Annotated in this window: 26 protein-coding genes; 5 read left to right on the top strand and 21 right to left on the bottom strand. The window is 34.6% G+C overall.

Features of this window, described 5'->3' with window-relative positions:
• Positions 1-46 precede the first annotated feature (46 nt).
• The 6 genes from G3A47_RS19075 to clpB all read right to left on the bottom strand — a co-directional run bounded on the left by G3A47_RS19075 (position 47) and on the right by clpB (position 6,150).
• On the bottom strand, positions 47-934 hold the full coding sequence (locus tag G3A47_RS19075) for a carbon-nitrogen hydrolase (RefSeq protein ID WP_166925285.1): 888 nt from the start codon (positions 932-934) through the stop codon (positions 47-49).
• 10 nt (positions 935-944) lie between these two features.
• On the bottom strand, positions 945-1,202 hold the full coding sequence (locus tag G3A47_RS19070) for a hypothetical protein (protein ID WP_166925283.1): 258 nt from the start codon (positions 1,200-1,202) through the stop codon (positions 945-947).
• Complete coding sequence (locus tag G3A47_RS19065; protein ID WP_166925281.1) at positions 1,196-1,441, bottom strand: hypothetical protein; 246 nt, start codon at positions 1,439-1,441, stop codon at positions 1,196-1,198. Before G3A47_RS19065 ends, G3A47_RS19070 begins: the two co-directional genes overlap by 7 nt.
• Before the next feature lie 280 nt (positions 1,442-1,721).
• Positions 1,722-2,144 carry a hypothetical protein gene (locus tag G3A47_RS19060; RefSeq protein WP_166925279.1) on the bottom strand — a complete coding sequence of 141 codons (423 nt, stop codon included), beginning with the start codon at positions 2,142-2,144 and terminating at the stop codon, positions 1,722-1,724.
• A 192-nt stretch (positions 2,145-2,336) separates the two neighbouring features.
• Complete coding sequence (locus G3A47_RS19055; protein ID WP_166925277.1) at positions 2,337-3,212, bottom strand: DUF808 domain-containing protein; 876 nt, start codon at positions 3,210-3,212, stop codon at positions 2,337-2,339.
• Between the two features lie 334 nt (positions 3,213-3,546).
• Positions 3,547-6,150 carry an ATP-dependent chaperone ClpB gene (gene clpB / locus G3A47_RS19050; protein ID WP_166925275.1) on the bottom strand — a complete coding sequence of 868 codons (2,604 nt, stop codon included), beginning with the start codon at positions 6,148-6,150 and terminating at the stop codon, positions 3,547-3,549.
• A gap of 155 nt (positions 6,151-6,305) precedes the next feature.
• Here clpB and ytxJ point away from each other — a divergent pair, with 155 nt between their 5' ends.
• The gene (ytxJ, locus tag G3A47_RS19045) at positions 6,306-6,695 is read left to right on the top strand and encodes a bacillithiol system redox-active protein YtxJ (protein WP_166925273.1); all 390 of its coding nucleotides are present in this window, start codon (positions 6,306-6,308) and stop codon (positions 6,693-6,695) included.
• Positions 6,696-6,902: 207 nt separating this feature from the next.
• Here the strand turns inward: ytxJ and G3A47_RS19040 are convergent, their stop codons facing one another.
• From G3A47_RS19040 to G3A47_RS18975, 14 genes are all read right to left on the bottom strand, one after another.
• Positions 6,903-8,072 carry a hypothetical protein gene (locus tag G3A47_RS19040; RefSeq protein WP_166925271.1) on the bottom strand — a complete coding sequence of 390 codons (1,170 nt, stop codon included), beginning with the start codon at positions 8,070-8,072 and terminating at the stop codon, positions 6,903-6,905.
• Complete coding sequence (locus tag G3A47_RS19035; protein ID WP_166925269.1) at positions 8,069-9,064, bottom strand: DUF2157 domain-containing protein; 996 nt, start codon at positions 9,062-9,064, stop codon at positions 8,069-8,071. The genes G3A47_RS19040 and G3A47_RS19035 overlap by 4 nt, the downstream gene beginning before the upstream one ends.
• 161 nt (positions 9,065-9,225) lie before the next feature.
• Positions 9,226-10,506: an argininosuccinate lyase gene (argH, locus tag G3A47_RS19030; protein WP_166925267.1), complete on the bottom strand. Its 1,281-nt coding sequence runs from the start codon at positions 10,504-10,506 to the stop codon at positions 9,226-9,228.
• A 137-nt stretch (positions 10,507-10,643) separates the two neighbouring features.
• Positions 10,644-11,714, bottom strand: coding sequence for a M20 family metallo-hydrolase (locus G3A47_RS19025; protein ID WP_166925265.1), 1,071 nt, complete (start codon positions 11,712-11,714; stop codon positions 10,644-10,646).
• A gap of 84 nt (positions 11,715-11,798) precedes the next feature.
• Positions 11,799-12,575, bottom strand: a complete 777-nt coding sequence (gene argB, locus G3A47_RS19020) for an acetylglutamate kinase (protein WP_166925263.1) — start codon at positions 12,573-12,575, stop codon at positions 11,799-11,801.
• Between the two features lie 80 nt (positions 12,576-12,655).
• Entirely contained in the window at positions 12,656-13,603 is a 948-nt protein-coding gene (locus G3A47_RS19015) for an N-acetylornithine carbamoyltransferase (protein ID WP_166925262.1), read from the bottom strand.
• Positions 13,604-13,744: 141 nt separating this feature from the next.
• The gene (locus tag G3A47_RS19010) at positions 13,745-14,137 is read right to left on the bottom strand and encodes a GxxExxY protein (RefSeq protein WP_166925260.1); all 393 of its coding nucleotides are present in this window, start codon (positions 14,135-14,137) and stop codon (positions 13,745-13,747) included.
• Positions 14,138-14,258: 121 nt separating this feature from the next.
• Positions 14,259-15,020, bottom strand: coding sequence for a glutamate 5-kinase (gene proB, locus G3A47_RS19005; protein WP_166925258.1), 762 nt, complete (start codon positions 15,018-15,020; stop codon positions 14,259-14,261).
• Between the two features lie 213 nt (positions 15,021-15,233).
• Complete coding sequence (locus G3A47_RS19000) at positions 15,234-16,430, bottom strand: glutamate-5-semialdehyde dehydrogenase (RefSeq protein WP_166925256.1); 1,197 nt, start codon at positions 16,428-16,430, stop codon at positions 15,234-15,236.
• 95 nt (positions 16,431-16,525) lie between these two features.
• Positions 16,526-17,665, bottom strand: a complete 1,140-nt coding sequence (locus tag G3A47_RS18995; protein ID WP_166925254.1) for an aspartate aminotransferase family protein — start codon at positions 17,663-17,665, stop codon at positions 16,526-16,528.
• Between the two features lie 89 nt (positions 17,666-17,754).
• A complete protein-coding gene (argC, locus tag G3A47_RS18990; protein ID WP_166925252.1) occupies positions 17,755-18,732 on the bottom strand; it encodes an N-acetyl-gamma-glutamyl-phosphate reductase in 978 nt (325 codons plus the stop codon).
• The gene (locus G3A47_RS18985; protein ID WP_166925250.1) at positions 18,725-19,918 is read right to left on the bottom strand and encodes an argininosuccinate synthase; all 1,194 of its coding nucleotides are present in this window, start codon (positions 19,916-19,918) and stop codon (positions 18,725-18,727) included. The genes argC and G3A47_RS18985 overlap by 8 nt, the downstream gene beginning before the upstream one ends.
• Before the next feature lie 4 nt (positions 19,919-19,922).
• Positions 19,923-20,540: a GNAT family N-acetyltransferase gene (locus G3A47_RS18980; protein WP_166925248.1), complete on the bottom strand. Its 618-nt coding sequence runs from the start codon at positions 20,538-20,540 to the stop codon at positions 19,923-19,925.
• 467 nt (positions 20,541-21,007) lie between these two features.
• Complete coding sequence (locus G3A47_RS18975) at positions 21,008-23,278, bottom strand: M1 family metallopeptidase (protein ID WP_166925246.1); 2,271 nt, start codon at positions 23,276-23,278, stop codon at positions 21,008-21,010.
• A gap of 369 nt (positions 23,279-23,647) precedes the next feature.
• Between G3A47_RS18975 and G3A47_RS18970 the strand changes: the two genes are divergently transcribed.
• The 3 genes from G3A47_RS18970 (at position 23,648) to G3A47_RS18960 (ending at position 25,750) form a co-directional block, all read left to right on the top strand.
• Positions 23,648-24,499, top strand: a complete 852-nt coding sequence (locus G3A47_RS18970; protein WP_166925244.1) for an aldose 1-epimerase family protein — start codon at positions 23,648-23,650, stop codon at positions 24,497-24,499.
• Between the two features lie 9 nt (positions 24,500-24,508).
• On the top strand, positions 24,509-25,057 hold the full coding sequence (locus tag G3A47_RS18965; RefSeq protein WP_166925242.1) for a GNAT family N-acetyltransferase: 549 nt from the start codon (positions 24,509-24,511) through the stop codon (positions 25,055-25,057).
• A 135-nt stretch (positions 25,058-25,192) separates the two neighbouring features.
• A complete protein-coding gene (locus tag G3A47_RS18960; protein ID WP_166925240.1) occupies positions 25,193-25,750 on the top strand; it encodes a DUF3575 domain-containing protein in 558 nt (185 codons plus the stop codon).
• Here the strand turns inward: G3A47_RS18960 and G3A47_RS18955 are convergent.
• Entirely contained in the window at positions 25,747-25,977 is a 231-nt protein-coding gene (locus G3A47_RS18955; RefSeq protein ID WP_166925238.1) for a VF530 family protein, read from the bottom strand. The genes G3A47_RS18960 and G3A47_RS18955 overlap by 4 nt on opposite strands.
• Before the next feature lie 312 nt (positions 25,978-26,289).
• Between G3A47_RS18955 and smpB the strand changes: the two genes are divergently transcribed.
• Positions 26,290-26,745, top strand: a complete 456-nt coding sequence (smpB, locus tag G3A47_RS18950) for an SsrA-binding protein SmpB (protein WP_166925236.1) — start codon at positions 26,290-26,292, stop codon at positions 26,743-26,745.
• Positions 26,746-26,785: the final 40 nt, after the last annotated feature.

Below are 26,785 nucleotides of genomic sequence, written 5' to 3'. Positions count from 1 at the left end.
AAAGGCCGTTTCAAATATTTTGAAACGGCCTTTTATATAATTTGAATTAGTCAATTGCTCTTTTTGTAATATCTTCAAAAGCATCGATTCTTCTGTCTCTGAAAAATGGCCAGTTCTGACGTACATTTTCCTGCAAATCCAAATCAACTTCGGCAATTAGAATCTCTTCCTGATCGTGTGATGCCTGAGCTAAAATTTCTCCTTGAGGTCCCGCTATGAAAGAGGCTCCCCAAAACTGAATTCCCTCCGTACCATCGATATATTGTTCTAAACCTATTCTGTTTGCTGCAGCAACGAAAACTCCGTTTGCAACAGCGTGACCTTTCATTACATTCATCCAGGCCCCATATTGATTCTCTCCGTATTCTTCTTTTTCTTTTGGATGCCAACCAATTGCTGTTGGATAAAACAATACTTCAGCACCTTTCAAAGCAGTAATACGTGCTGCTTCCGGATACCATTGATCCCAGCAAATCAGCGTTCCAACTTTTCCTTTTTTAGTTTGGATAGCCTGAAAACCTAAATCACCCGGAGTGAAATAGAATTTTTCATAAAAATGCGGATCATCCGGAATGTGCATTTTACGGTATAAACCGGCTTCTGTTCCGTCAGTATCAATAATATAAGCACTGTTGTGATAGATTCCGGCCATTCTTTTTTCGAAGAAAGGAACGATAATAACAACCCCTAACTCTTTCGCCAATGCGCTAAAAGCAACAAATGAAGTACTGTAAAGTGGTTCAGCTAATGCAAAATTATCTACATCTTCGCTTTGGCAAAAATAATGACTGCTATATAATTCAGGTAGTAAAATAACTTCAGCTCCTTTAGTGGCTGCATCTTTTACCCAACTGATACATTTTTTTAGATTATTCTCCGCAACATCATTCAGATTTAACTGAATAACGGCTATTTTATATTTTCTTTTCGGCATGACATAAAATTTAAAGTGCAAAAATAGTAATTTTTAGAGGAATGGCAAAGATGTCTTTATAACCGATTAATATAAAAAAAAGAGCTCTTATGAACTCTTTTGATAATTCTTTGCGTGGATTTTGCTTTGTAGAAAAAATTTTGACAATACTATCATCTCTTAATGTAATAGCGTTTTGAATTGATTTTTCTTTGTAATAATTAAAAATTGTTCTCAATTCATTTTTAGCTCTATTCGTCCAAACTATTGCAATTCTATTCTTTACCAATTTTTAGCCTCTTTTTCCAAATCTTCTTGCGAAATAAATTCTCCATTCTCAATTTCCTTTTTTGCTTTTGCCAATTCTTGCATATAAACAGCTCTTGTTATAGGCTCACCCTCTACCGAAAAAGTGACAATTTCTTCTTCTCTATAACTTTCAATCACAGCTTTCACAACTTTTAAAAGACGCTCATCCGCTGCATTAATATACTCCAAAACACTATCTCTTAATTCTAAAGCTCCCATAATTTTAAATTATTTTACAATTCAAAAATAGCAATTTTGATTTGCTTTTTTCAACCTCTTACTTATAAAAAACAAGCACAACACTTTTGTTACGATATTCTCTACCAATTCTTTACGTTCTAATTTCTCATCAAAGAAGAAAATAAAAAGCAAAACAACTGTCTTTAAAAATACATTTTACTTATTATCTTAAACAAAAAAAACACCAATCATAAGATTGATGTTTCTTCACATAGAATTCAAAGGGCAAGCATCTAACTAATAACCAAAACCAAATTAATTAGTCTATCACTACTTCAGTTGTAATAAATTCAGTAGCAGATTTTTTGAATTTAATCTTAAAAGTTCCTTTAGTTGCAGATTTAAATTTGTAAGCTGCTTTCTTCGCAGTAGATGCTTCTTTACTGCACTCTTTTGCCGGGTATTTCACCTCAACCTGCAATCCTTTATCGGTACCAATTGTTGCTTCAGTGAATTTATTAAATTCCCCACAATTAGTCTCTGGAGTAAATGTTACATCGTAACTTAATTCAACATTCACTTTTCCTGTTGCAGGACCTTCCACTTTACTTGCGAAACTATTTTTCATCACAGCTACAGGATCTGGTGTTTTACCTTTATTATCATCATCACTACTGCATGAAGATAATCCAATTAACAAGAACAAAGCTACTAAAGACGATTTTAATCTAAAATTTTTCATATAAAATATTTATTTGTTATTTTAATATGAAGAGTGTGAATAAATAATAAGGTTGCTTAGATTAAATGTTAAATTATTAAACAACCTCATCAAACAACTATAAATAAAGGGATTACCTTTAAAACAAAAACATAAAAAAACACCAGCTTTACAAACTGGTGTTCTATTTATTCGAAAAATTCAATCTTTATGTTAATGTGCTTTTTTACCAAAAAGCTTTTTGAAAAGATTTACAATCGCTAAAACTACAAATCCAACTACAAGTCCTACTATAAACTCTTTTAAAATAGAAGGAAATTGAGGCAGTACATGATGTAAAAATTCAATATTATGAACAAACAAACCTCCGGCTACCAAAATTAAAGCAATCGTCCCAATAACTGTTAAAGCCTTAATTACTTTTGGAAGTGCCTGAACCAATAAATTCCCAATAAATTTTAATGCACTTTTTTCTTTTTTACTATGCTGAATCATCTTAAAACCTACTTCATCCATTCTGACGATTAAAGCAACAATACCATAAACTCCAATTGTAGCAATTAATGCGACAATTGAAACTACCGCAATCTGCGATGAAATTGGTTTGCCAATTACAGTTCCCAACGCAATGATTACAATCTCAACCGAAAGAATAAAGTCGGTTACAATAGCAGATTTTATTTTGTCTTTTTCAAGAGCTAAAATTTCCTCTTCTGTAAATGTTTCTTCCGTAATTCCTTCTGAAGCATGATCATGTGGAAATATAAACTCATATATTTTTTCGGCACCTTCATAAGCAAGAAAAAGCCCTCCAAGTACTAAAATTACAATGATGGCAATAGGAAAAAAAGCACTCAACAAAAAAGCAATTGGCAAAATAATAATTTTATTGAGAAGTGATCCTTTGCTGATTGCCCATAAAACAGGAAGCTCTCTTGAAGAAGCAAACCCTGAAGCTTTTTCAGCATTAACCGCTAAATCATCTCCTAAAATACCTGCCGTTTTCTTTGCTGCCACTTTACTCATTACTGCAACATCATCCATGATTGCTGCGATATCATCTAATAGTACGAAAAAACCTGATGCCATTTATTAATTTATTTATTTTTAAGAATTACGTAATCCATTGGTTTACAAAACCTAATATACTCTACGATATTTATTTTTTTACCTGTGCGAATCTACTACTTTTTTATCTAATCTTTTTCTAAAAAAATTAACTGTATTGTCCCATTTGCCCTTTCTGACTAGCATTTCACATTTCACATTTCACATTTCACATTTCACATTTTACATTTTACATTTTACATTTTACATTTTACCATTTACATTATACATTATTCAAGGTTTTATGACTTATTCGAACAAAAAAAACACCAGCCTTTCGACTGGTGTCTTTCCAATTAATAATTAACTAAAAAAATTAATCTACTTTATGTGTTTGGTTTCTAAAAACCAATTTTCCGTCGAAAGCATCAATCAAAATGATACTATCGGTTGTAATATGGTTTGCCAGAATCTCTTTTGACAATTGATTCAATACTTCTCTCTGAATGACACGTTTTACCGGTCTTGCTCCAAATTGCGTGTCATACCCTTTGTCTGACAGATAAGCAATCGCTTCGGGTGTCGCATCCATTGTAATGCCTTGTAAGGCCAGCATTTTGGTAACACTCTTAAGTTGTAAACTAACAATTCTCGAAATATTTTCGATTGTCAGAGGCGTAAACAACACAATTTCATCAATACGGTTTATAAACTCGGGACGAACTGTTTGTTTTAATAAAGCTAACACTTCTACTTTTGCAGCTTCCGTTGCAGCCTCAATACCGCCCTTTAGATTATCAAATTTCTCCTGAATAATATGACTTCCCATATTAGAGGTCATGATGATAATTGTATTCTTGAAATCAGCCAGACGCCCCTTATTATCAGTCAATCGGCCTTCATCTAAAACCTGCAATAAAATATTAAACGTATCCGGATGTGCTTTTTCAATCTCATCCAGCAAAATTACAGAATAGGGTTTTCTGCGAACGGCCTCCGTCAATTGCCCTCCTTCATCATAACCTACATACCCTGGAGGCGCACCAACCAATCGACTCACGCTATGACGTTCCTGATACTCACTCATATCAATACGGGTCATCGCATTTTCGTCATCAAAAAGGTATTCTGCCAAAGCTTTTGCCAACTCCGTTTTACCAACACCGGTTGTTCCTAAAAATAAGAACGTACCAACAGGTTTTTTCATGTCCTGCAATCCGGCTCGGCTTCTGCGGACAGCATCACTTACTGCTTCAATCGCCTCTTCCTGACCTACAACACGTTTGTGTAATTCGTCTTCCAGATGCAACAGTTTCTCTCTTTCGGTCTGCAACATTTTCATTACCGGAATTCCTGTCCATTTTGCTACCACTTCGGCAATATCTTCTCTGGTGACTTCTTCTTTTATTAAAGAATTACCGGATTGGTATTCCTGTAATTGTTTCAACAGTATATCTAAACGTCCTTGTGCTTCTTTGATTTTTCCGTAACGAATTTCTGCTACTTTTCCGTAATCACCATCGCGTTCTGCACGTTCTGCTTCATGCTTAAAATCTTCAATTTCTAATTTTACCGCCTGAACGCCATCAACGACATCTTTTTCAGATTTCCATTTGGTGTAGATTTCATTTCGCTCTTCTTTCAGGTTGGCCAGATCCATTCCCAAAATTTTAAGCTTGCTTTCTTCTTTCTCACGTTTAATGGCTTCGATTTCGATTTCCAACTGCATGATCTTACGATCCAAAACATCTAATTCTTCCGGTTTTGAATTGATTTCCATACGTAATTTCGAAGCCGCTTCATCCATTAAATCAATGGCTTTATCCGGTAAAAATCGATTGGTAATATAACGTTGCGAAAGCTCTACAGCCGCAATAATAGCCTCGTCTTTGATCTGAACTTTATGATGCGTTTCGTATTTTTCTTTAATTCCACGCAAAATTGAAATCGCACTTTCCGTATCCGGTTCGTCGATTAAAACTTTTTGGAAACGACGTTCCAAGGCTTTGTCTTTCTCAAAATATTTCTGATACTCATCTAAAGTTGTTGCTCCGATCGCTCTTAACTCTCCACGGGCCAAAGCCGGTTTTAAGATATTTGCCGCATCCATAGCTCCCTCACCTCCACCTGCTCCTACAAGTGTATGAATTTCATCGATAAATAAAACAATATCTCCTTCTGCGGCTGTAACTTCTTTTACTACCGATTTTAGTCTTTCTTCAAACTCTCCTTTGTATTTAGCTCCGGCAATCAATGCGCCCATATCTAAAGAGAAAACGATTTTATCTTTTAGATTTTCAGGCACATCACCATCTACAATTCGGTGTGCCAGACCTTCGGCAATAGCTGTTTTACCAACACCGGGCTCTCCCACTAACATTGGATTGTTTTTTGTTCTTCGTGTCAAAATCTGCAACACACGTCGAATTTCTTCATCACGCCCGATAACAGGATCTAATTTTCCGGTACGCGCTAATTCATTTAGATTTTTTGCGTACTTATTCAATGAATTATACGTTTCTTCAGCAGAAGCGGAAGTCACTCTTTCGCCTTTTCTGAGCTCTGCGATAGTCGCTTTTAAAGCTTTTCCGGTAACGCCCTGATCTTTTAAAATCTGCGCTACCTTGCTTTTTGAATCAAAAATTGCCAAAATTAAATGCTCGATTGATACATATTCATCGTTCATTTTTTGTGCAATCATTTCTGCTTCATTCAATGCTTTGTTTGCATCACGGGAAAGCATAATATCTCCCCCCGAAACTTTTGGAAAACTTTGTAATGTAGAGTCTAAAATTTGCAAAAACAAAGGCACATTTACATTGAGTTTTTTTAATATAAAAGGCGCTACATTTTCATCAACTTCAAAAATAGCCTTAAAAATGTGTTCGTTTTCTATTTGTTGTTGACCATATCTTTGAGCCAACTGCTGCGACAGCTGAATGGCTTCCTGAGATTTAGTTGTAAATTTATTTATGTTCATATTTGTATGATTTATGATTGTTTTTTATTTCTAATAAGTAACTTTGCAATTCAACATTCAAATTACATTCCACAACAAAAAAACAGACAAAACGTCATTAAAAATCAATATTTTGTTTGATTTAAATGTCAAAAAGTCACAAAAACAGTCAAAACATGGGTTTTTTAAATTCTATCTTTGGAAATTCAGATCATTCTGATTCTCAAAAAAACAATATAAACTGGATTCCTCTTACAAATTTAACACAGTTAGATGAGATTAGTAACACTTCAAATGTTAAGCCTATTGTAATTTTTAAACATAGTACGAGATGCAGCATTAGCAGAATGGCTTTAAAACAATTTGAAAAAGAATACGATTTAAACGAAACGGTTGATGCCTTTTTCCTTGATTTAATTGCTCATCGCGATGTATCTAACGAAATCGCCAACCGATTTAACGTCTACCACGAATCCCCTCAATTGATATTGATTAAAAACGGAAAAGCGGTTTACGATGTTTCACACAGCGATATTGATGCTGAGGCTTTGAAGGCGGAAGTGTGAGTTATGAGATGTGAGATGTGAGATGTGAGATGTGAGATGTGAGATGTGAGATGTGAGATGTGAGATGTGAGATGTGAGATAAAACCGCTGAATTTTTAATTCAGCGGTTTTGTTTTATTTTAGTTTGTCAATTTTGACAAAGTATTCGTTGCAAAGAAAACATTTCACATTTTACAGAAAACATTTCACAAATGACATTTCACAAAACTAGAATTTCCCTTCCGATCCCCCACCACTAAATCCACCATCGCCGAATTCCATTGGAGAATCAGCAGGTTTTACTTCCGGTTTCATTGCAAATGTTGATGCAATAATCAAGGCTTCTGCATTTAAAAAGTCATTTGAATTGGAGATTCTGTCCGGTTTAAATGTCAATCCTTCTTCCTGATTCTTTAATTTTTTTATGGAGAAAAATGCAATTGCAAATAAAAGCAGTCCGCCTAGTGTCAGCGCCACTTCTATTGGCAAAACCGAATAATAAAATCGAAAGCTGTAAAACGAAAAAGCAATGGCGATGAAACTAATCCAAAGCATGCTTCGGTCTTTGTTTTTTAAAGCATAAAACAAATAGAAAGCAGGAACACTAAATGTAAAAAACCAAAAGAAAAATGCAAACGGAATTTCAGGGCTTATTTCGTAATAAGTACCTAAAAGCATTGCTGATAATTCTCTAACAACCATATAATTCCCGGAAAGATAAAAAAGAATCAAACTAATGCCTTTTATTAAAGCAAGTCCCGAAAAATAAAATGGTTCTGTTAAGTCTTTTATAAGTTTTCGGGAAAAATAATAGGTAGCTGCGCTATATAACATCATAAAAAAGGGCAAAATGGCTTGTCCAAATTCCAAAAAATCAAATATAGCATATCCCAATGTTGCTGTTAATGCCAGATAAAAACCCCATACTGACAATATATGCACATAACGCAAATACTGAATAAATGAAACTATTGTAATCGCAATTGTAATTGACAGTACATTATTCCCTTCACTCCAAACTCCAACTGCAAGACCAACATTTAATATAGTTCCCAAAATGAAAGCATCGTCTAATCCGTGATTATGATATCCTTGTTTTGCTAAAACTTCCGATCCTACAATACCAATTACAGCAAAAACAAAAGGAAAAAATCGCCAATTGCTATCGGCACCTGAAAGTCCAAAAAGCGAAACTGCACCACATAAGGACAAATACAAAAATGATCCTAATAAAAAGAACCCAATACACACCAAAATATTTTTATGGCTATTAAGTACCGGCAGCTCTTTTTTAATAAAATCAAGCTGTTCTTTACCGATAAAACCGGCATTCTTTAACGAATCTGCCTCTGCTGTTAAAGCCGAATTGCCTAATTTATTTTTGTCTAATATTATCATTGCGTAATTTCTTTATTGAAGTTTTTAATTAGTTTAATAAACAAGACTATTGAACCTATAAAATAGATCGGAATTACCAGAACAAATAATTCCCATATCTCTGAAAAATCAATATATTCAAAAAAACGGAACAGCACTATATTAATCCCGATATAAGCGTAAATGATCATAAAAACAAACAAAGAAATTGCCTTAAGCTCATGACTTATTTTATAAAAATAATAGGACGAGCCAGCAAGTATCAGAACAAAAATCGTCCAAATCCAATCGAATGTATCCAGCAAATTACTGATTAATGCGATACTAATCATATGCAGGGCAAAGGTTAAATAGACCAGATTAAAATGTATTTTTAATTGAATCCTCGAACTATAAATAGTCCATAAAATCAACAGACCGCCTAATACAATGGCTGAATAACTCAACCCTTGGAGCGCGTAAAAATTACTCATAAGAAGATCCTGTGGTGTTACAGAAAACCCTACATAAGCAGCTAAACCCGTAATCGCTATTGTCAGAACACTTCTGTTGTCAAAGTAATAGGCACAACAGAAACTCACTATTGTGGGGACCAGAGTTGCCAAGCCATAATGCGTACCAAATGGCTTGTATTGAAATTGCAAATAACCAATAAAAATACATGTTAGTATATTTGCAGCAAGCACCAAATATTCTAAAACAGGGTTCTCGAAAGTTGTCTCTGTTTTCTGAAATCCTTTTGAGTTTTTGAAACAAAAATAAAAACAAACGCCAATACCGATCAGCAATAATGTCAAAATTGCAATATGACCTATAGTATCAATGTTTTTATAAATTAAAATTCCAATACCCGATGTAAAAAGCAAAACCGATAGATATAAAAACATTCTCAATTCAGCATGCAGTGAAAAGATACCTAAACTGCGATACTTTTTTATCTGGTTGTATTGTTCTTCGGTAATAAAATTCTTCTCAAAAAGATTCTGAGTAGCCTGTTCGTCAAATTTTGCCATACTTTTATTTAAAAAAACTGAATATCAAATATATGTATTTTAAGGTAAATTTACTTCGTTAGAAAAAAAGGTTTTAATAAAAAATGCGCCATAAAATAGCGCATTCTGAAACTTAAAACTTCAACTCCTTCCTATTATGCTGAAGATATAAAACTACAACATTAATAAGTAGCGTTCATCTTCTCTTTTATAGCCTCCAAGCACAAATTATTAATACTTCCTTCGTGCGTGTGTTTTGTCTCTTTTGGAGATTTATAGGTACCTGCCTCCAATTGCTCTGCAACAGCTTTATAGGCATCTCTGAATGGCATTCCCGCTACAACCATTTCGTTTAAAGTATCCACTGTAAACAAATAATCGTATTTTTTATCTTCTAAAATATGGTCTTTTACGGTGATGTCTTTGATAGAAAAAATTGCAATATCCAAACAGGCCTTCAAGTTTTGGATTGCAGGAAACAAACCTTCTTTTAGCAACTGCAAATCTCTGTGGTAACCACTTGGAAGATTATTGGTTATCAAAGTAATTTCGTAAGGCAAGGCTTGAATTTTGTTGCATTTCCCTCTGATCAATTCAAATACATCGGGGTTTTTCTTATGTGGCATAATGCTCGAACCTGTTGTAAGATGCGATGGCAAACCAATAAAATCGAAGTTCTGACTCATATACAAACAAACATCCATAGCAAATTTAGACAAAGTAGCAGCCACACTGCTCATTGCAAAAGCTACCGTTTTCTCTGCCTTACCACGACTCATTTGCGCCGCAACCGCATTGAATTTTAAAGTTTCAAAACCTAACTCCTGTGTGGTAAACGTCCTGTTGATTGGAAATGAGCTTCCGTAACCTGCTGCAGAACCTAACGGATTTTGATCTACAATTTTTCCGGCAGCATTCAACATAGTGATATCATCTATCAAACTTTCTGCATAAGCAGAAAACCACATCCCAAAAGAAGAAGGCATTGCGATTTGCAAATGGGTGTATCCGGGCAATAACACATTTTGATATTTCTCTGCGGATTCCATCAACAAATCAAAAAGTGTTTTAACCTGTTCTTTTAACGCTTTAACTTCGTCTTTTAAATATAAATGAACATCAACCAGAACCTGATCGTTACGGGAACGTGCAGTATGGATTTTTTTTCCGGCATCGCCTAATTTTACTGTTAACAGGTATTCAATTTTAGAATGAACATCCTCAAAACTGTCTTCGATTACAAAGTTTCCTTTTGCAATATCTGCGATGATTTCATTTAAGGCATTCACTAGAGAATCTGTTTCTTCCAAAGTCAACAAGCCAATTTGCCCAAGCATTTTAGCATGCGCAATAGATCCCAATGCATCGTATTTGGCGAGAACTAAATCCAAATCTCTATCGTTCCCAACCGTAAAGTGTTCGATTTGCTTGTCGGTTGGTATTCCTTTTTCCCAAAGTTTCATAACTTAGTTTTTTGTTTTTTTATTTATTATTTGATACAGTTCCTCAAATTTTTCGAGTAACTGAAATCTACTTCGTATTTTTATACGTAAGCTTAATAAAAATAGTTTCCTAATCCTGTCGTTCAGGATAGTACTTATTACAGTTTAAAAAAATCAGTTAGTATTTTAATATACAAATCAACTCCTTCTTCGATTTCATTGATGAAAATAAATTCATCTGCTGAATGCGATCGCAGCGTTTCACCAGGTCCAAGTTTTAAAGACTGACAACTTAAAACCGATTGATCTGAAAGCGTTGGTGAACCATAGGTTGTTCTTCCCAAAGCGATTCCTGCCTGAACTAAACCATGTGTAACAGGAATAGACGAAGCGTTTAAATGCATTGATCTTGGTGCAACTTCGGCATTTATATTTGCTTTAACTACCTCAAGAATTTCGGTATTCGAATAACAATCGGTAACCCGAATATCGACAACCAAATCACATTCTGATGGTACGACATTATGCTGTTTTCCTGCATTGATCTGGGTTACAGTCATTTTTACAGGACCTAAAACCTCTGATATTTTATCAAATTTATAGTTTTTAAACCATTCCATTACCGGAATTGATTTATACAACGCATTATCATCATTCTGATGTGCAGCGTGGCTCGCAGTTCCTTTTACCTTAACATCGAGAACTAATAACCCTTTTTCGGCAACTGCCAACTGCATTAAAGTCGGTTCACCAACAATCGCGCAATCCAACTCCGGTAAATGTTTTAAAACACTGTTCAAACCATTTTTACCACTACTCTCTTCTTCTGCAGAAGCAACGATTACAATATTATGTGATAAATTTTCAGCAGCATAAAAATGCACAAAAGTCGCGAGCAAGGACACCAGACAACCTCCGGCATCATTGCTTCCCAGTCCGAATAATTTTCCGTCTTTTTCAATTGCTTTAAACGGATCGTTGGTATAAGCCTGATTTGGTTTTACAGTATCGTGATGGGAGTTTAACAACAGTGTTGGTTTATTTTTATCAAAATATTGATTAAAAGCCCAAACATTGTTGTTTTCTCTTTTAAAAGGAATTTCATTTTGATTGAACCAATTTTCGATTAAAAGAGCAGTCTGATCTTCTTCACTTGAAAAAGAAGGTGTTTCAATCAGGCTTTTCAATAAAACAATTGCTTCCTGGGTAAGCGTTTTTATATTTTTCATTTTTATTTAGGTGCTGAAATACTAAGATTCTGAGTTTCTAAGATGCAAAAATCTTAGTTCTCTGTAAACTTAGCAACTTTTTCTTTACAATATAATGGTTGTGTGTTGAACATCCGGATTCTGCAACATACTGTGATGCCCGATTTTTATTTGCTGAACACCTCTCGATAAGCTATTAAAGCAATTATCCAATTTAGGTATCATTCCGGAATGAATTATTTTTTCTGCTTTAAGTTTTGAATATAAGACTTCATTTATTTCTGTAATTACAGACGCATCATCTTCAGAATCTGACAAAACCCCTTGTTTTTCAAAGCAGTAAGTAAGCGTCACATCAAAAAATCCGGCTAAAGTAATAGCTAATTCACTTGCAATTGTATCGGCATTTGTATTTAATAATTGTCCATTTTTATCGTGTGTGATGGCGCAAAAAACCGGTACAATTCCGTTTTCCAGTAATGTTCCCAACAATGTCGTATTAATCTCTTTTACATCACCTACATAACCATAATCAATTGTGGGATGATTTCGTTTTGCCGATTGAATTAAATTTCCGTCAGCACCTGAAAACCCCATTGCGTTATTGTTTTTTGCCTGCAGTTGCGCTACAATATGTTTGTTAATCTGTCCGGCATAAATCATCACTACCACATCGAGCATTGGAGCATCAGTGATGCGACGCCCTTCAATCATTTGGGGCACTAAACCAATGCTTTGTGCCATTTTCGTAGCTGATTTTCCTCCACCGTGAACTAATACTTTGTATCCTTCTATTTTAGAAAAATCAGTTAAAAATTGTTCTAATTCAGTTGGACTATCGATGATGTTTCCACCAATTTTTATTATTGTTACTTTTTTCATTTTTAGTTACTGGGGGACTAAGATTCTGAGTTGCTAAGCTCTTAGTATCTTAGACACTTAGAACCTTAGCAACTTTAAGATTACAATTTCTTCAATATCTTTTGCAATACCAACTGCGCCGCATACGTTCTGTTATTTGCCTGCTGAATTACAATCGAATTTTCACTATCGATCACTTCATCGCTCACAATCACATTACGACGCACGGGAAGACAATGCATGAATTTTCCATCGTTGGTTAACGCCATTTTCTCGGCTGTAACCGTCCAATTCGGATCAATGTTGGTTACTTTTCCGTAGTCGTTGAAGTTACTCCAGTTTTTTACGTAAACAAAATCAGCGTTTTCGAAAGCCTTATTTTGGTCGTACTCTATTTTGCAGTCTTTTGTAATTTCGGGACTTAGCTCATAACCTTCAGGATGCGTTATTACAAAATCCATTTCTTTTTGCATTTGCATCATTTCTACAAATGAATTGGCAACAGCCTGTGGTAAAGCTTTGGGATGTGGTGCCCAGGAAAGTACCACTTTTGGTCTATGTTCTGTTTTGTATTCTTCCATCGTAATGGCGTCTGCCAAAGACTGCAATGGATGGCGAACAGCACTTTCCATATTCACGATCGGCACCGTTGCATGTTTCAGAAAGCCTGAAATAACAGTTTCGGCATAATCTTTTTCTTTATTCTCTAAGCCCGCGAAAGCACGAATCGCAATAATATCACAATATTGAGAGACTACCTCGGCTGCTTCTTTGATATGCTCTGAAGCTCCAGAATTCATTATTGCACCATCTTCAAACTCCAGCGTCCAGCCTTCGTTGGTAAAATTCATCACCATTACATTCATTCCTAAATTTAAAGCTGCTTTTTGGGTACTCAAACGCGTTCTTAAACTTGGATTAAAAAATAACATTCCTAAGGTTTTATTTTTCCCTAAACTTTGATTTTTAAGTGGGCTTTTTTTAATTTTTAAGGCGCTTTTTACCCATTTAGATAACGAGTTGATGTCTTGAATTGAAATATAGTTCATTTGCTTTTCTTTTTTTGTTGTGCGTAGTTTTTTAACGCGGATTAAACTGATTCGCTCTCGCGAAGACGCGGATAAACGCGGATTTTTTATTCTTCTTTATCCATACTTTTTATCAACGTAAAATTCGCTCAACTTAATTTTTTATACTGTTCTTATTTTTCTGTAGTTTTCAAAAATTTTCCGTCGGAATTCAGGTTTCTTTCCGAAATTCAAAAGTAAACCCACTTCACAATCAGTACCCCGCAAATAGTTCAGAATTTGATTTTCAAAATCTTTCACTATACAATCGGAGGCTTTTAATTCTAGTATTATTAAATCTTCCACTATTAAATCAGCATAATATTCTCCCACAACAATTCCCTTGTAATACACATTAATTCTCTTTTGAGCTTCCACTTTCAAGCCTTTACTTCTTAATTCAACATACAAAGAATTTTGATATACTTTCTCTAAAAAACCATAACCCAATTCATTATAAACCTCATAAAAAGTTTTAATAATACATTCCGTTAAAGCGTGGTGTAGCAGTTCCATATTCAAAAATAAAAATGAATGAAATATACTACATTTTTTAGACTTTAAAAATAATAAACCAAAATAATCCGTTTTTATCCGCGTCTTCGCGATAGCGAATCCGTACAATCCGCGTCCCATTCTACGTGATCTTTGTAAACGGAATCTGCTCTTTCAACGCCTTTAAAATAAAATTATCCTCTAATCCGTTAATAATCCAAGTCTCAATATTAGCCGCCTTTGCAATTCCCGCTGCTTCAATTTTGGACTGCATCCCGCCTGTTCCATGTGAGGATTTAGACTCTCCTATTTCTTTTTCCAAAAGCTTTAAATCTTCTACCAATCTTATTGTTTCCGGTATCTCATTATGAATAGAATCCTTTGTATAAATTCCGCTTGTATTGGTTGCAATAATCAGAATATCAACATTTAGGAGTACTGCTGTCAATGCTGCCAGTTTATCATTATCTCCAAACTGAATTTCATCTGTCGCAACAGTATCATTCTCATTGATAATCGGAATATAATTGTTCTCGACTAAAACGTTTATCGTATTTACAATATTTACTTTGGATTGTTCTTTTTCAAAATCAGAATACGAAAGCAAACATTGTGAGGTCAATAAGCCCAAATCGCTAAAATTCTCATGAAAAATCCGCATTAAATGGGGTTGTCCAATCGAAGCCAAAGCTTGTTTGACCATAATTTCTTTGCCTTTACTTTCGAGTTTTACAAATTGTTTTGCAGCTGCGATAGCTCCGGAACTTACGATTACAAATTCGTACTCTTTGTTTAAAGCTGCAATCTGCATTCCGATATCTTCTATTTTTCCTCTCGAAATATGATTGGTTTCTTTTGTCAGCGTATTACTGCCTATTTTCAATAAAATTCTTTTTTTCGTCATGATCTGTTTAACCGCAAGGGGCGCAAAGTTTTTTTATATACTTGACCTTTACAATCGCAAGGTTCGCAAAGCTACTTTATATTAAAATTCCAATTTTTTAAATTCCAAATTCCAAGTAAAAAACTATAATTTACATTCGACATTTTACATTCGACATTTTACATTTTACAATCTACATTTTACAATCTAAAATCTAAAATCTAAAATCAACAATCATCTAATCTGTCCTTCCCCATAAATATACCATTTATTGGTTACAAGATGCTGTAAGCCAATTGGTCCTCTTTGGTGCAGTTTATCAGTGCTTATGGCTAATTCTCCACCCAGACCAAGCTGTCCACCGTCTGTAAAACGGGTTGATGCATTTTGATATACGGCCGCTGCATCTACATTCTCCATAAATTCTTGTGCAACAACATCGTTTCTGGTAATAATTGAAGCGGAATGTCCACCGCAATATTTATTTATTTTTTCAATTGCATGGTCTTCTGAATCTATGGTTCCGATTACAATTTTATAATCTAAAAACTCTTCATACCAAATATTTTCATCGTTCAAAAGACTTGTATTTTTAAACGTATCTAATGTCTTGTCTACTATGACTTCAACATTAGCTTCTACCAAATCCTCGATTAACAAAGCAACAAATCCTTCAAAATTTGGTAATCGCACATCTATTAAGACCTTATCCAGTGCATTACAAGCCGAAATTTTAGACGTTTTAGCATTTCTGATTACTTTCAGCGCCATATCGGTATCGGCTTCTTTGTGCACATAAACGAAGTTGTTACCACGTCCACTTACGATTACCGGGCAGGTCGCATGCGCTTTTACAAACTCAATTAACTTTTCACCGCCACGAGGCACAATTAAATCTACTTTTTGTGTTGGTTTTTCTAAAAAAGCCTGTGTTTCAGCTCTATTAAAATTCAAATATTCCACCCAATCTTTTGAAACTTTATTTTCTTGTAAAGCCTCGTGCCATAAACTCACAATTTTCAAATTAGACCGTAATGCTTCTTTTCCTCCTTTTAATAAAATTTTATTCCCGGATTTAAAAGCAATTCCACCTGCTTCAATAGTTACATCAGGACGCGATTCGTAAATGATCAATATTGTACCAAAAGCTGCTGTTTTATTGATCACTTTGATTCCGTTATCATGTACAAAATGAAATCGTTCTACTCCAACCGGATCATCCTGCGCGGCCAATTGATTTAACGATAAAATCATCTCATCAATCTTTTTATCATCAACTTTCAGACGTTCCTCCATGGCAAGATCAGAGCCATCGTAAGCCATTAAATCAGCCTGATTGGTTAAAATAATCTGGTTTCTTTCCTGCTCGACAAGCTTTGCCATCGACAGTAAAACCAAATTCCGCTTTTCGATTGAGAGTTGGTGATTCATGATTTACAGTTGGTTGGTTTTTGGTTGGTTTTATATTTTACACCTGACAGGTTTTAAAAACCTGTCAGGTGTGGTAAGAAAAATAAATTAAAATATTAATTTTTAAGTTCTTCTAGACTTTCTTTTAAAGCTACTATAAAGGTATCGATATCTGCTTTTTTTACCGTTAACGGAGGCAAAATTCTCAACAAATTCTTATTGTTTGCGCTTCCGGTAAAAATATGTTTCTCGATAATCAATTTCTTTCTTAATGCTGCCACTTCAAAATCAAACTCAACTCCGAGCATTAATCCTTTTCCTTTTACTTGCTTGATCCCCGGAACTTGTTTGATTTGTTCTGAAAAATAGGCCGAAACTTCGTTTACATTTTTCTGCAAATCCAATTTTTCAATAACATCCAGAACTGCAATTCCGGCTGCACAAGACAAATGACTTCCTCCAAAAGTAGTTCCCAATAGACCAAAACTTGCTTCAAACTTTGGCGAAATTAAAATCGCTCCTACCGGAAAACCGTTCCCCATTCCTTTTGCTACTGAAATAATATCAGCGTTAATTCCATGATGTTGAAAGGCGAAAAACTTTCCGCTTCTTCCGTATCCCGATTGTACTTCATCTAAAATTAAAACGACATCGTGTTTTTTACAGGTCTCTTCTAAAGCTTTAAAAAACTCGGTTGTTCCTTCATCCAAACCGCCAACTCCCTGAATCCCCTCGATAATTACGCTGGAAACATCTCCCTTTTGAAGTTCTGCTTCTACTAAATCAATTTGATTTAAAGGAAGAAAAGTCACTTCCTGCTGGGCATTTATTGGCGCTACAATCTTTTTATTGTCTGTAACGGCAACAGCGGCAGAAGTCCTTCCGTGGAATGAATTATCAAAAGCAACCACTCTTGATTTTCCGTTATGGAAAGAAGCTAATTTTAAAGCATTCTCATTGGCCTCAGCTCCGGAGCTGCATAAAAACAATTCATAATCTTCCAATCCGGAAAGTTTTCCCAGCTTTTGAGCTAATTCAACTTGCAAAGGATTCTGAATAGCATTGGAGTAAAACCCCAAATGATCCAATTGATTTTTCAGTTTGGCGACATAATCAGGTTGAGTGTGTCCGATAGAAATCACACCATGACCACTGTATAAATCTAAATATTCGATTCCGTTTTCATCTGTAATTGTACAATCTATAGCTTTTACAGGGGTAATATTATATAAAGGGTAAACGTTAAATAAGTTCATTTCTTTTTTGTTTAAGGTTTCAGGTTTCAGGTTTCATGTTTTACGTTCTGCACGCAATCTGAAACTTGAAACCTGAAACATTTTTTTTTCTAAAATCCGCTTGGTTTCATATGTAAACCTGTGGTTTCTTCTAATCCGAACATCAAATTCATGTTCTGGATCGCTTGACCTGAAGCACCTTTGGTTAAATTGTCAATAATTGATGTAATCAAAACCCGGTTTCCTTTTTTTAATATGCTAATAATACATTTATTGGTTTGTACGACCTGCTTCATATTAATATTGGTTGTTGTAACCGTTACAAAAGGCTCTTTTTTATAGAAATCCTGATACTTAGAAACCAAATCTTCTACACTTTCATCTGATGTGGTATATAATGTAGCAAAAATTCCTCTTGTAAAATCACCTCTGTTTGGAACAAAAATCAATTCATCTGAAAAATCAGGCTGTAATTGTGTGACACTCTGATTGATTTCTCCCAAATGCTGATGTTCAAAAGCTTTATAATGTGACATATTATTGTTTCTCCAGCTAAAATGAGAAGTATCTGCTAAACCAACTCCGGCACCTGTGCTTCCTGTTGTGGCATTAATATGAACGTCGCCTTTCAACAACTTATTCTTCGCTAAAGGCAACAAAGCCAATTGAATCGCTGTTGCAAAACAACCCGGATTTGCAATATGATTTGCTTTTTTAATCTCGGTTTTATTCAACTCAGGCAATCCGTATACGAATTGTTTTCCTTCAAAATCAGCATCTTTCGTCAATCTGAAATCATTACCTAAATCAATAATTTTAGTGTGACCAGCAAACTTGTTTTCTTTCAGAAACGAAATAGATTTCCCGTGTCCAAGACATAAAAAAACAACGTTTACATCAGGATTAATTTTGTCGGTAAAATTCATTTCAATATCACCCATCAAATCGTGGTGTGCCACTGAAAGTGGTTTGCCCACATTGGTTGTGCTGTAAACAAAATCCAGGTTTACATTGGGGTGATACATTGCTATTCTGATAAGTTCCCCGGCCGTGTAGCCTGAACCGCCAATTATTCCAACATTAATCATGATCTAAATGGTTTACAGATGAAAATATGTTTTGAGCGTTTCCTAAAATCTTAATGAATCCCTTTGCATCATCAGACGTCCAGGCGTTGTTCATTTCTCCATACTGACCAAATCCGGTGTTCATTAAATCATTTTGAGACTCAATTCCGTCAAGAGAAAAATGATAGGGCTTTAGAGAAACGGTTACTACTCCATTTACTGTTTTTTGAGTGTCTTGTAAAAAAGTTTCGATGTTTCTCATTACCGGATCAAGAAATTGACCTTCGTGAAACAACATGCCATACCAGTTTCCTAGTTGCTCTTTCCAATATTGTTGCCATTTTCCGAGCGTATGTTTCTCTAATAAATGATGTGCTTTAATGATAATTAGCGGTGCAGCAGCTTCAAAACCAACTCTTCCTTTAATTCCGATAATGGTATCCCCTACGTGAATGTCTCTTCCAATCGCATAAGCATTTGCCAGTTTTTCGAGGGTAACGATATTATTTGATGGTTTGTCTGTTTTACCATTAACTGCAACTAATTCGCCTTGTTCGAAATGCAAGGTCACTTTCTCTTCTCCTTCTTTTTGCAATTGAGAAGGATACGCTTCACCCGGTAATGGCTGACTTGAGGTTAGGGTTTCTTTTCCTCCAACACTTGTTCCCCAAAGTCCTTTATTAATAGAGTATTGCGCTTTTTCCCAGGAATAATGCACTCCATTTTTAGACAGATAATCTACCTCTTCTTGTCTAGAAAGTTTTAAATCTCTAATCGGAGTAATAATCTCAATTTCAGGAGCAATGGTCTGAAAAATCAAATCAAAACGAATCTGATCATTTCCTGCACCTGTACTTCCATGTGCGATGGCGCTTGCTCCTACTTTTTTAGCATATTTTATGGCTTCAATTGCCTGAAAAACACGCTCTGCACTCACTGATAACGGATAAGTATTGTTTTTTAATACATTTCCGAAAATCAAATATTTTATGGCTTTATCATAATATTTATCTACAATGGTTAGGTTGGCGTGTTGCGCACTTCCTAATTCGTAGGCTCTTTTTTCAATAGCTGACAATTCTTCTGCATCAAATCCTCCTGTATCTACAAGCACAGTATGAACTTCGTATCCTTTTTCGTTTTTTAAATATTTCAAACAATACGAGGTATCTAATCCTCCGCTATAAGCTAATACAACTTTTTTCATAATGTTACTTTTTTAAAAATAAGGCTTGTTTAATGGTTCTCAGTCTATTAAGAACTTTTTCGTTAAAAGGGTGTTTTGCCGGAGTTTTTTGTTTCTCTTTTGGATCGTACAACATACCGGTACAAAGACACATTTTGTTTTCTTTACTTTGCAGGATTTCGTAATTGGTACAGGTTTTACAACCGGCCCAAAAACTTGGATCTGTTGTAAGTTCTGAGAAAGGAACCGGTTTATAACCTAAGTCTGAATTGATTTTCATTACTGCCAACCCTGTAGTAATACCAAATATTTTGGCCTCCGGATATCTTTCCAGAGAGTAATCAAAAACCTTCGATTTTATCTTTTTGGCTAACCCTAAACTTCTGTAGTCGGGATGTACAATTAAACCGGAATGAGCTACAAATTTCCCGTGTTGCCAGCTTTCTATATAACAAAAACCTGCGAACTTTCCATCTGCCAGAGCAATCATAGCATCTCCATTTGACATTTTTTTCTGAATGTACTCAGGGGTTCTTTTAGCAATCCCTGTACCTCTTAACAGGGCCGATGATTCTATCGTATCGCAAATTTCCTGCGCATACTTAAAATGTTCTTCCTTAGTTACAACAATAGAGATCTTCATTTCAATAATTGAAGTTAGAGTTAAAAATTAAAACGTATTGTTTAGTTTGAAATCCAGAAATCAATCCAATAAAAGTAAGCAAAATAAAGATAACCCCTTCTAAATCAAAAAGTTGATTATGAGGCAATTTTAAACAATAGGTGCTTTTAGGATAGGTTTGTCCAATGGACAACTTATGTGATTTCAAAATGAAAAATGAATAGAAATAAATACGCTACGAAAAACTCAGTGGATACTATACAGATAGTGTCCGTACTTCGGGAGAAGTACTAGCAGAGTTTGTCCGTGACAAAGAAGTTGTATTTAAACTTATTTTATTCATCGATGCAAAAGTACACTATTTTTTTATTTACAAAACAAAAAAATAAAATTCTAACATTTTTTTAATCCATTGTTATTTTTGAGCACAAAAAAACCCGATAGCATTTTACAACTATCGGGTTTTAAGCATTTTATTATATTCTTTTCTATTTTCTGGTAAACGGAATTACTTGTCCATTTCCTAAAACAATCATATCAAATCCTGTTTTGGCTTCATTAAATTTGAATTTTAATCCCGCCATTTTTGATTCGAAAGTATCTTTTTCTTCCGCTACAGCTTTAACCGTAAACTTAGGATAACCTGTGATTTCTACACCCAAAGTACCATTTTTCTCTGTAAAATCAATTGCTAATGGAGCATTTTTAGTGATGTAAGTACCTAAATAACCATCTAAAATAACATCTTTTTCTACGGTCCCTTTTCCTGCTGTCCAAACATTATTACTTGTGTTATAATCTGGAAAAACATGATCAGGATCTAATGTAATGCTTTCAATTTCTTCAGTAGAATTGTGTTTGAATGACCAATCGTTATTACGTTGCCAGATTTCTACCGGTAATTTCACTCGTGTTACTTTTCCGCTTTTTCCTTTCACATCTAAAACAATCGGCATAGGCATTTTATCAAAGTTCTCTACCGTAATAATCACCCCTTTTGCAGGATCATTTTTCACATATTTAATGCTGTTGATACCTTGGTCAAAACGCCAGTTGTTTACGAACCAGCTTCTCCAGAACCAACTTAAGTCTTCTCCGGCAACATTTTCAATTGTTCTGAAGAAATCATCCGGTGTTGGGTGTTTGTAAGCCCAACGCTCTACATAAGTACGCAATGCTTTGTCAAAACGCTCTTCTCCTAAAACTTGTTCTCTCAAAATTGTTAAACCAGCTCCAGGTTTAAAGTAACATAGTGTCCCAATATTAGCTTCCTTCATATTATCAGGTGAACTCATAATAGGTTCCAGATCCTTTCCTGTTAAGCTTTCAGCACCTTCGTGCATGTCAGTTGGTTTCTGTTTGTATTCTCCTTTATTAAAATCAAATGAACTAACTGAGTTAATAAAAGTATTAAAACCTTCATCCATCCAGGCAAATAAACGCTCATTAGATCCTACAATCATAGGAAACCAAATATGACCGAATTCGTGATCTGTAACTCCCCATAAATCATCTCCTTTAGATTTCCATCCACAGAAAACAATTCCCGGATATTCCATTCCGCCCTCATTTCCTGCCACATTTGTTGCTGCCGGATAAGGATATTCAAACCATCTCTTAGAATAATTTTCAATCGATGCTTTTACATATTCTGTAGAACGTCCCCAAGCGTCATTGCCATTACTTTCTACCGGATAAGCAGATAGTGCCAATGATTTTTTACCACTAGGTAAGTTTATTTTTGCTCCGTCTAAGATAAAAGCCGGTGAAGATGCCCATGAAAAATCACGAGAATTTTTAATTTGATAATGCCATGTTTTTTCCCCTGTTGCATTAGCGTTAGCAGTTGCCGCAACTTCTTCAGCAGAACGAATTATAACTGTTTTATCACTCTGAGAAGCTTCTTTATAGCGTTTAAATTGCGCTGCAGGTAATACTTCAGCCCCATTTAACAACTCACCTGAACCCACTACATAATGATTGGCAGGAGCTGTAATTTTTACGTCAAAATTACCGTACTCCAAATAAAACTCTGAAGCCCCTAAATATGGAGCAGTATTCCAACCTCTTACATCATCATACACACACATACGCGGGTACCATTGTGCAATAGTAAAAATTTTACCGTGTTTAGTTTCTAAAACTCCCATTCTGTCTGATCCTTCAAAAGGAGCAATGAATGAAAATTCAATTTTAATCTTTACAGAACCTCCTTTTGAAGCTAATTCCTGCGGAAGGAAAATTTGCATTCTGGTATCTGTAACAATATATTTTGCAACAGTTTCAGTTTTAGTCTTTCCTCCGGAAATAATTTTTACTGATTTAATTTTATTTCCACCATCAAAAATCTGCCCTTGAGCACCATTACGGCTTCCTGTTAAAGGCACTACTGCATTTCCTCTTGAACTTTCGTTGAATAAATTCTGATCTAAGTTCAACCAAAGAAATGACAACTTATCCGGACTATTATTCGTATACGTAATTTCGTCTGTACCAACAAGCTCATTTGTTGCTCCATTTAATTTTACGGTTATCTGATAATCCGCCCTGTTCTGCCAGTACTCAACTCCTGGCTGACCGCTTGCAGAGCGTGTCGGCGTACCATTTTTTGTGTAAAAATGCGGTGCAAACGCATCATGGTAATTATAATTATTAACTGGATTTGCTGCTGTTGCAGGCGGCGTTTGCTGTGCCCAAACAGAAGAAATCCCAACAAATAAAGCCGCGGTTAACAAGGCTTTCGAGGAATGCTTTTTCATATTTTTTAGCTGTTTATATAGCAAATTAATGAAAAAAAAAGCTATCTTAAGAGAAAAAATAAAGCTATAATTCTTTTTTAACCAAAATTTATCAAAAAAAATAATTTCTGCCATTAATCCGAAAAAACAAAATTTATAAAATATATTTACATACTATTACAAGCCGTTGGATATAATTTGTAAAAATCACACTTAATACACAGAAACTTAGATTTTACTTAAAAAAAAGAAACACATTTCTGTCACCTATTTTAACTATAAGAATTTTGAATAAGTGGAATGTTTTTCTTCGAAAACTATGTTTCGATGTTTTAAAAAGTAATTACTCCGGATGGATTATTAAAACTAACTTATTACACTTGACAGATTTTGACTACAACAATTTCAAATTCAAACTTAACAGCTTCCATAAAACACGCAGGAGCTGAATTATTCTCCATAAAAGATAATCAAAACAAAGAATATATCTGGGAAGGTAATCCTTCATTTTGGGGGAAACATTCTCCGGTTCTTTTCCCCATTGTAGGCACTTTAAAAAACAACACCTACACCATTGATGGCAAAGAATATCACTTACCAAGACACGGTTTTGCCCGTGATATGGAATTTCAATTGGTGGATCGCACAGAAAACAGTGCAACTTTTTCATTACGTTCCAATGCAGAAACGTTACAAAAATTTCCTTTTGCTTTTGAATTGCAACTTATTTATACGCTAAAAGAAAAAGAGCTAGTTCTGTCTTACAAAGTAATTAATCCCGGAGACCTAAGGATTCCTTTCTCCATAGGTGCGCATCCCGCTATTGCCTTACCAAATGATTTTAACATCTATTCTCTTGAATTCGAAAAAGACGAGGTTTTAAAATACAATCTTCTTGAAAATGATTTGATTTCAAACAAAACCAAAACATTGGAAACCACAGCTAATTTGGTCCCGCTAGACTACAAACTGTTCGAAAATGACGCTTTGGTTTTCAAAACCCTGCAATCTAAATCTCTTACCATTCTTGAAAATTCTAAACCTTATGTAAAAATTACTTTCGAAGATTTCCCAAGCTTAGGCATCTGGACCAAAGAACAGGCTCCGTTTATTTGCATTGAACCCTGGTTCGGTTACTCTGACACCGCCGAAAACTCAGGAGATCTATTCAAAAAAGAAGGGATTCTTGTTTTAGATGCTCATCAAACATTCCAATCGAAATTTAGTATTCAACTATTATAACAAAACGCTATGTTAGAATTTAATTTTACTCCGTTCCCAATCGTAGAGACGGAACGTTTACTTTTAAGAAGAATCACCAATGATGACGTGAACGAAGTTTTTGAACTGCGTTCTAACCCGGAAACAATGAAATTTATTCCAAGACCTTTGGTTAAAGATACCGAAGATGCACTGGAACACATTGCCATGATGGAAGACAAAATTGTAACAAATCTTGGCATAAATTGGGGAATCACCTTAAAAGACAGCCCCAAATTACTTGGAATAATTGGCTACTACAGATTACAACCTGAAAATCATCGTGCCGAAATCGGTTATATGTTAGCTCCGGAATTTCATGGGAAGGGAATTATTCCTGAAGCAGTTAACAGACTAATTAGATTTGGTTTTGATGATTTAAAGCTACATTCTATCGAGGCTGTCATTGATCCTAAGAATCTTGCTTCTGAAAAAGTGTTGCAAAAATGTGGTTTTGTTAAAGAAGCTCATTTAAAAGAAGCTGAATTTTATGATGGTCGTTTCTTGGATATTATAATATATTCATTACTTGACAAATAACTCATTACAAGATCTTATTACAAAGAAAAACTTGTTAAAAAAGATGTTTTACGCAACACTATGCTATAGTGTTGCGTTATATTTGCACTCAAAATAAGTAATTGAAACTTATTTTCTACCGCGAAAAACTATTTTATGAAAAACATTTTAATTCTTTTTGTTCTTTTTTTTTCTGTACAACTACAAAGTCAGACTTATCTAAAATTTAATGGTGCAACAGCATTTATCGGTGTTCCAAATGTTGGTATAGAAACCGGTATAGGCGAAAAAGTTACCTTTAGCGTCGATGTCATGGCTTCTTTTTGGGAGTCTTTCAATGGCCACCATCCTATGAAATTTGTAACTTTAACGCCTGAAGTACGTTATCATTTTAAAGAAAAATACAATGGTTTCTATGTAGGAGGTCATATCGGACCGGATATATACGAAATTCAAAAATGGAATTATTGGAATAGCAATCTCTACGAAAAAGGATTTGGCTATCGCATGGGTGCTACTATAGGATACAACATCAAAATAAAAGATAAATTCTTATTGGATGTTTTTGTCGGCGGTGGCTGGCATCAGGGATTTTATCGTGGTTATTACAATGATGGAACCCCTGGAAGATACGAGAAAGCTCCTAACTGGAACAAAAGCGGAGAATGGCTTCCTTACCGCGGAGGTGTTATGCTTTCGTATAAACTAAATTAATTCTCAGGAAATTTAGGAATTGATTTAATATATAAGTCTTCTACTTTTTTTCGAGCCCAATCTGTTTTCCTCAAAAAAGTAAGACTAGATTTGATACTGGGATTTGAAGTAAAACTTTTAATGGGAATCAACTCCCCCAAAATATCAAAACCGTAAAAGTTAACCAATTTTTCGACTATTGCTTTAAGCGTAATTCCGTGTAAAGGATCTTTAGATTGATTTTGCATTTTATTTTTTTTTAAACTCGTTTTCTAAATAATCTATATCTAATTATTTCGACAAAAATAAATAATTAATTCAAGGTATTACTTCTGAGCTGTGAAATGCAAAACGTAAAATGTGTGATGTACAATGTAAATACGAAAGCTAATCCGTTTTATTTGATTGATTCTAACTTGTTTACCAACATAAAGTATCCCTGAACTTTCTGAAACAATACAATACTTTATATTCAGTTTCTCACAACTCACAACTCACATCTTGAATTAATAAGCTTTAATCTTATCAAAGTATTTCATTTTTATTTACATTTGCAACCTATGTTAAAATCAGTCAATATACTTAATAAAAGAGCTCGGTTTGATTATGAAATAATCGACACTTATACTGCCGGAATTGTTTTATCAGGCACTGAGATCAAATCTATTCGTTTAGGAAAAGCAAATATTACCGAAAGTTTTTGCGAATTTAGTGGTATGGAGCTTTTTGCCATTAACACCTACATTGAAGAATATACGTTTGGAAATCAATTCAATCACAAATCAAGAAGTGAGAGAAAATTACTTTTAAATAAAAAAGAATTAAAAACGCTTCATAAAAATGTACAGGCAAAAGGTTTAACGATTGTTCCTTTAAAATTATTCACTAACGAAAAAGGACTTGCCAAACTACAAATCGGTCTTTGTAAAGGAAAGAAAAATTACGACAAACGTGAATCCCTTAAGGAACAGGACACTAAACGTGATCTGGACCGAATTAAAAAAGCATATAACTAAAAGCAACTTTATTTTCAAGAAGAGTTTTTTTGATATTTTA

The organism is Flavobacterium poyangense, from assembly GCF_011751075.1.
Taxonomy (GTDB): domain Bacteria; phylum Bacteroidota; class Bacteroidia; order Flavobacteriales; family Flavobacteriaceae; genus Flavobacterium; species Flavobacterium poyangense.
Note: the sequence above shows the minus strand (reverse complement) of the source record. Positions and strands in the feature narration are given on the sequence as shown.